Below are 6,686 nucleotides of genomic sequence, written 5' to 3'. Positions count from 1 at the left end.
TCGGTCTGCCTTATGGCTCGCATAAGGTGACTGCGAGTGGTGGTACAGCGCCTTACAACTACACGATCACCGGTCTTCCGGACGGCCTGAAAGCTGCCAACGACACGGTGTCGGGTACGCCAACCAAGGCTGGCAGCTTCAATGTAACGGTTGTCGCCAGTGATGCCGAAGGCTTCACGACGACCAAAACACAGACCATCGTTATTGCGCCGCAGCCACAGATCACTGTGAATGTCACAGGTCTGCCTGCAACCGGTAAGATCGGTCTGCCTTATGGCTCGCATAAGGTGACTGCGAGTGGTGGTACAGCGCCTTACAACTACACGATCACCGGTCTTCCGGACGGCCTGAAAGCTGCCAACGACACGGTGTCGGGTACGCCAACCAAAGCTGGCAGCTTCACGGTGTCAATCACTGCGAAAGATGCCGAAGGCTTCACTGCAACCAAAACCCAGACCATCGTTATTGCGCCGCAGCCTATCATTAAGGCGCAAGATCATGAGTTGAGCGTGATGGCGGGTACAACTGGTACAGTGAACTTGTTAGATGGAGCAATTGGAGATGCAATTACGAATGCTACGATCTTATCACATGGCGATGAGGCCGCTGGTACTGCGTGGATCCAGCAGGATAAAGGCACGCAGATGTTGAATTTCAAGGCAGCGCCTAATTATACGGGTACATCACAAATTAGCTATATATTATCAAACGCGTATGGTTCCTCCAAACCAGCAATTGTGACTATCAATGTGATCGCTCGTCCTGATCCTTCCAAAGACCCAGAAGTCATCGGTCTTCTGAGGGCACAGATGGAGTCTGCTAAGCGAATGACGGATACACAGATAAGGAACTTCCATAACAGGCTCGAAAGTCTTCACAACGAAGGTGATTGTCGTACAAATTCTATTGGTGTCAATCTGGGCATTGAAGGAGCACTGTTGCAGCCTAAAATTCCGTCAGAGAGTGTAGACAAGTGCAGCGTGCTTCAGCAAAAACTGTCGATGTGGTCTAATGGGGAAATCAGTCTTGGTAAATCGTCTGGCAGCGATGACAGTAATGACAAACAGATCAGTCATACAGGTATCGGTGTCAGTGGTGGCGTAGACTATCGTTTTTCAAAATTCTTCATCGGTGGGATTGGACTTGGCTATGGTAAGGACGTAGCCGATATCGGCCAGAATGGAACCCAAAGTCGTGCATCCATGCTTTCTCTTGCCTTCTATGGCAGCTACCATCCAAGCAATGGAATATATCTTGATGGTGTGCTTGGTTATGGATGGTTGAACTTTACAAGTGATCGTTTTGTGACCTCAACCGGTCAGTTGGCAAACGGTGATCGCAAGGGGCAGCAGTTATTTGGCTCTGCATCAGTGGCTTATGAGTACCGTAATGAAAGTTGGCTCCTGTCACCTTATGCGCGTGTCGACATTGCGCGCACCAAGTTGTCAAGCTTCTCTGAAACAGGAGCCGGTACATATAACCTGACTTACGGTGCACAAACATCAGACATGCTTTCTACAACGCTTGGACTGCGCGGCGAATATGCAATCCCTATGATTTGGGGGACTTTGAAGCCACGGGCCCGTTTTGAATATTCCCATGACTTCACAGGGTCGAGCGCAGCACGCATTGGCTACACCGATATCGATGGATTGCTACCGTACACCGTTCATACTGATGCAAAAACACGAGATAGTATTGGTATAGAAGTTGGCTTTGATGCGGCTATGAAAGGAGAGTGGACACTTGGCGTTGATTACGGGTCGCAAATTGGAAATTCAGGAGACTATTTACAGCATAGATTACGTTGGAGATTGTCAAAGCAGTTTTAAGAACTGAAGTTGTTAGTATGCAACAGCCATCCGCTTTCTATACATCAATAGAAAATCGGGTGGCTATTGTTAACAGATAAAATATTTTAGAGTTTCCATAGACAATATAAGGTGTAGTATTACGATCTTTCTGCTTATATAAATAAAAGATTTAATGATGAATGATGGCTGTTGACAACATTTATCAATTATGTTTGTTAATATGATGATATTTATTTCTTATCAACCTCCAATATGTTGAAACCGGAAGGTATCTATTTCATTTTGATAATTATATCAATTATATTATTATTATCGAATAATACGCAAATATTTTGATTTTATGAAATGTTTGTTACTGCATTACTTATCCATTTAATGGCCTAAAGAGCTGTCGCAGCATAAAAGTACGGGCCGATTTGAGGGCGCTATATGAATTTTGAAATATGAGTGTTAACCCCATAGTCTTATGCAGCAATATTATAATGTATTATAATGTTAGAACTATATCTGGTGACTATGGTTGTTAAAAATTACGAAATGATTTCTAATAAGATATCGCTTGTGAGGTCAAAGGACGATGTTGCGAAAATTGAGCAAAGGAAGTGGATCTTACAATCTCGCAACCTTTATGTTTCTTTTCCAATTATATGCGGAGCAGTGGCGGGTTATTTTATTGGCGAAAATCTACGGAGGATGAGTGATGAGCAGAAAATAAACGCATATTTAGACTCATTGCTATCTCATGGTGATAGACTGATAGACTCGGCGCGCAGTACTCTGGATCTGGCGGGCCATTCACCTTATCAAATTTGCTCATCGGAAGACCACATCTATTTACGCAGGCTCTTATTCTCAGCCTATCAAGTTAAAGATATAGGTCGACTAGTTGAAGACAGGTTGTTCTGTTCAACGCTATTGGGTGACGTCACAGGCCAAAAGCGCCGTTCAACGGCGGATGTTCTACTATCGGATGGGACATATGTTTACTCCGATCACCCATTGGTCACTCCTGGAACCAACGGGCCGGTTCTGGGCAAAGGCAACTCAAATGTTGTTCTGAGCCCCGCAGCTTTCGACCTCCTGCATAAGCCAGAATATTCATTTGCTATCTTCATCAGCGACTCTGATCGGATTAATTTTGCGCAGCTTTACGAATACCCTGCTAATACCGGTCTAGAGCCTCATCCAGAGGGTCGCAAGAGGCAGATTTCTGAATGGAATAATCAAATTCATGCCTATGACTGTCAGCCGGAGAGGGGAATTTGTATAGCATTGAAAGCTAGTGTCGATCGCACTAGTCTTCTTGCTCGATTACAATCAATCCTCGCGATTGTGCTTGGTATTCTTACTGTAAGCTGTCTTAACCTGAGCTGGCGCGCTTATAACAAACGTGACCGTTCACTAATGTTGCTTTTGTCGAGAGCGTTGACGAAGAAAGAATTGGGTATTGTGTATCAGCCGATTGTCAACGTTATTAGTGGAGAAGTCGTTGGCTTCGAAGCATTAATCCGTTGGGAAATTCACCCAGGAGATTTTGTTCCCCCAGATGTCTTCATCAAGCGGGCGGAAAAGAGTGAGCTTATTCATCATATAACATTTTATGTTATCGACGCAGTGATTAATGAGATGGCAGAGCTCTTGCGTAGAAAACGTGACCTGCGAATTAATATCAATGTTAGCGCTCGTGATCTGCACGATGATGAATTTGCGCCTAAGCTGGAGGCGCGTCTACTGAAAGCTCAAATTGAACCGTATCAGATAGGATTGGAGCTAACCGAGCGCACCGCTGTTGACTGTGTTACCGGTTCAGAAGTTATTCAACTCTTACGTGACAAAGGTCACCTTGTCTATATAGATGACTTTGGGACTGGCTATTCCAGTCTTGCTTATCTTGGCGAGTTGAGCGTCGATGCTATCAAAATTGACAAAGCGTTCACACGAGCTTTAACGCTAGATAACGCAGTTTCAATTATACCACAGATACTAGCAATGGCACGAAAGCATCATCTACACGTGGTGGCGGAAGGCATTGAAACGGAGATGCAGGCGGCCTATTTTCGTGAAGAGTGTGCATCCGAACCCCTACCTGTCATGGCGCAAGGGTGGTATTTCGGGGAGCCGGTATCAGCTGTTTCCATTATAGAGCGTTTGCGCTAAATCGCCCTAACTGGGCTATCCCTAACTGGGCTATTATGTCGGACTTGGAATCCCTTGCTGAATATCGGCTGATTAAATATAGGAACCTATTCTTGACTAACCTCTATCTACGCTGACAGCGCCTTACCGGTGAGCAATGGACGACGAAGACAGGCGGGGCACCGGCTGCTTAAAGCTGGGTTTTCGGTTGTGCGCTGCTCATGTGTATAAAAGATGCAGACCCAGCCGAACCCGTCGACTGTTACCAATATACCGAGCCTGATGACCTGTTCCATTTCGAATCCAAGCGGTATGGTCGCCTGAAGCGTATAGGTCACCAGAATACGCATAGTCTATCTGCCAAAATGAGTGCATATGTACAATTGGCATCGACCCATTGCGGGACAGAAACAAAACACTAATCAGTCGCTTCGCTTTTGATCAGGATAAACCATTGAGCCAACAAATCTAACTACCGGCTGAGCAAGAGGTTTGGCGGTGTCAAACACAGTCCCTTTGCATCTGCTGAATTTTCGCGACAAGGCCAATTGGTCTTGATAATCTGTAAGCTGGCTGATCATAATCAGCACATTAAGCCAGATGTTTAATGAACTTATAGAGTTATTATAATATAAAGCTAATTGATAATTTAACGATGAGAGTTATCAAACAATGCCACAATCCCGCCTGAACATTGAGAAAATTATGAAATTGTATTGGGTGTTGGCGATGGCAATTATCGCTGTATGCTCAGCTGCGGCAACCTATTCAATATATAAAGACTACTTGAACCGTTCTCATGATGCCGGACAAAAAGCCATGATGTTTGCACAAGCGCTAGCTGAGCAGACGACGCAGGTTGTGGATTCTCTTGATTATTTAAGTCGAGCCGTAAAACGTGATGTTGTTGATAAAATGGTACCAGACGAGTTCCTTTCTGAAGTATTAAAACGAAGGACGCAAGCTGAAACAGATGCAGTAATTGGTATCGCTGTTGTTGATCGCTCGGGCCACGTGTACGCTAGTGATATTAGCGCAGTACCAATCGATATGGATCTATCAAAATCTGAAGAGTACAAGGAACTTTCTCAACCAGGATCGCCAGTAATATTTATTAATCATCCATCGGTGCGGCAAATTGATCTTTCCGAGAATTGTATTGGTCAAACGATGAGTTATTCACGGGCGTTAATAGATGAGCAAGGTAAATTTAACGGACTTGTATTGATACTTGTTAATGAGCATTATCTATACAATTCTTATGAGCGATTTAAAACGGAAACGGATATAGTTTTAGGCCTCGTAGGAGAAGATGGAGTGATCCGGGCTTCAAACAATAGCCTCGCCATCGGACTTAATATTCGCAACCATATTGAGAAAGAGTTGGCAGTAGGAGAAGGTATACAAATTAGATATTCCCCCATTGTGCATCAAGAATTGATTTTAGCTTACTATAAATCGTCTTCAATCCCATTATGGGCTTACGCTGGGTTTCCGACCTCTCCTATACGTTCCGCATGGTTCAAAGCCAGCATTGTAGCAATACTAATGATTGTTACATTATTTGTAATATTGATTGCTTGCGGCGTTCTTTTAAAAAATTACGTTATTAATCAAAAAAAATTAATATTTCGAGATACAGAAGATATTAAATCAAGAAAAGAATTAGAAATATTTCATAATATAGCGAGGGCAAGCGATTTATTAATGGTTGTGACGGATTCTCTTGGAAAAATCATTGTCACAAATGCAAACTTTCAAAGCGTATTCACTGATATTGATCCTAATGGTGAATTATCTTTTAAATCAGTTCTCGGCATTGATGTTAATATTTTAAATATTAAACCATCCTGGCAAGGCACTCACACGATCAATATTTCCGGTAATAAAAAAAGAGAAATCAATTGGGTCGTATCAATTATTCGCGCTGCGGAAAAAAATGAAGTTCGAAATTTTGTAATTTTAGGGCTGGATATAACAGATCGTCGTGAAGCCGAGCTCGCTATTTACCAGTCTGCAAAATTGGTGACACTCGGGCAAATGGCCACGGGTATCGCGCATGAGCTCAGTCAACCTTTAGCGACGCTCGCTATGGTACTTGATAACCTGGAACATTCAATCAGGAAGAAAATATATGATGTGGAAAGTTGCTTAGAGCAAATAACTGAAATGAGCGCCCAGGTTGAGCGAGCGTCAAAAATTGCCCGGCATATGCGGATATATGGACATAAAACAAATGGCTCAATGGAATCACTACAGCCCATTAAAATTATAGAAAGCGTGATGGTTGTTTGCGAGGAGCAAATTAGATCTGAAAATATCAATATAGAACATATATTTCCGGATTTTTTGCCGGAAGTTAAGGGCAATCACATCCTTGTCGAACAAATATTACTTAATTTTATAGTTAATTCGAGGGATGCTATTTTGATTAAAGGTGGTGGAATTGCCACACATGATGCTAGAATTACTATTAAAGTAGAAAGCAAGAATGATGGGTTCGTAAATTTTTCCGTTGAAGATAATGGCTCTGGAATTGAAACGGAGGTAGAAGGTAAACTCTTCGAACCGTTTTATACTACCAAGCCAGAAGGGCATGGTATGGGATTAGGCTTGGCGCTTTGTCTTGGTATGGCCAAAGATATGAACGGCAAGATTGAAATCATAAAGCCAGATGAAGGCACTATATTCGTTCTCAGTTTGCCAATTTGTGTTACGAACGCCATTGGAGGGTAA

4 protein-coding genes are annotated in these 6,686 nt (G+C 43.1%); 3 read left to right on the top strand and 1 reads right to left on the bottom strand.

The features are described from left to right. Both ACOZHT_RS17355 and ACOZHT_RS17350 read left to right on the top strand, forming a co-directional pair. Positions 1-1,832: autotransporter domain-containing protein (locus ACOZHT_RS17355; RefSeq protein WP_421566166.1), on the top strand; the 1,832-nt coding region annotated here is incomplete at its 5' end. 498 nt (positions 1,833-2,330) lie between these two features. Then, positions 2,331-3,971 carry an EAL domain-containing protein gene (locus ACOZHT_RS17350; protein ID WP_421566174.1) on the top strand — a complete coding sequence of 547 codons (1,641 nt, stop codon included), beginning with the start codon at positions 2,331-2,333 and terminating at the stop codon, positions 3,969-3,971. Positions 3,972-4,078: 107 nt separating this feature from the next. Here ACOZHT_RS17350 and ACOZHT_RS17345 read toward each other — a convergent pair whose 3' ends face one another. Further along, a complete protein-coding gene (locus tag ACOZHT_RS17345; protein WP_421566165.1) occupies positions 4,079-4,300 on the bottom strand; it encodes a hypothetical protein in 222 nt (73 codons plus the stop codon). Between the two features lie 322 nt (positions 4,301-4,622). On the opposite strand from ACOZHT_RS17345, the gene ACOZHT_RS17340 reads away from it, so the two are divergent. Beyond that, positions 4,623-6,686, top strand: a complete 2,064-nt coding sequence (locus ACOZHT_RS17340) for an ATP-binding protein (RefSeq protein WP_421566164.1) — start codon at positions 4,623-4,625, stop codon at positions 6,684-6,686.

Origin of the sequence: Ochrobactrum sp. EDr1-4, from assembly GCF_049199085.1 — a bacterium.
GTDB lineage: Bacteria > Pseudomonadota > Alphaproteobacteria > Rhizobiales > Rhizobiaceae > Brucella.
Note: the sequence above shows the minus strand (reverse complement) of the source record. Positions and strands in the feature narration are given on the sequence as shown.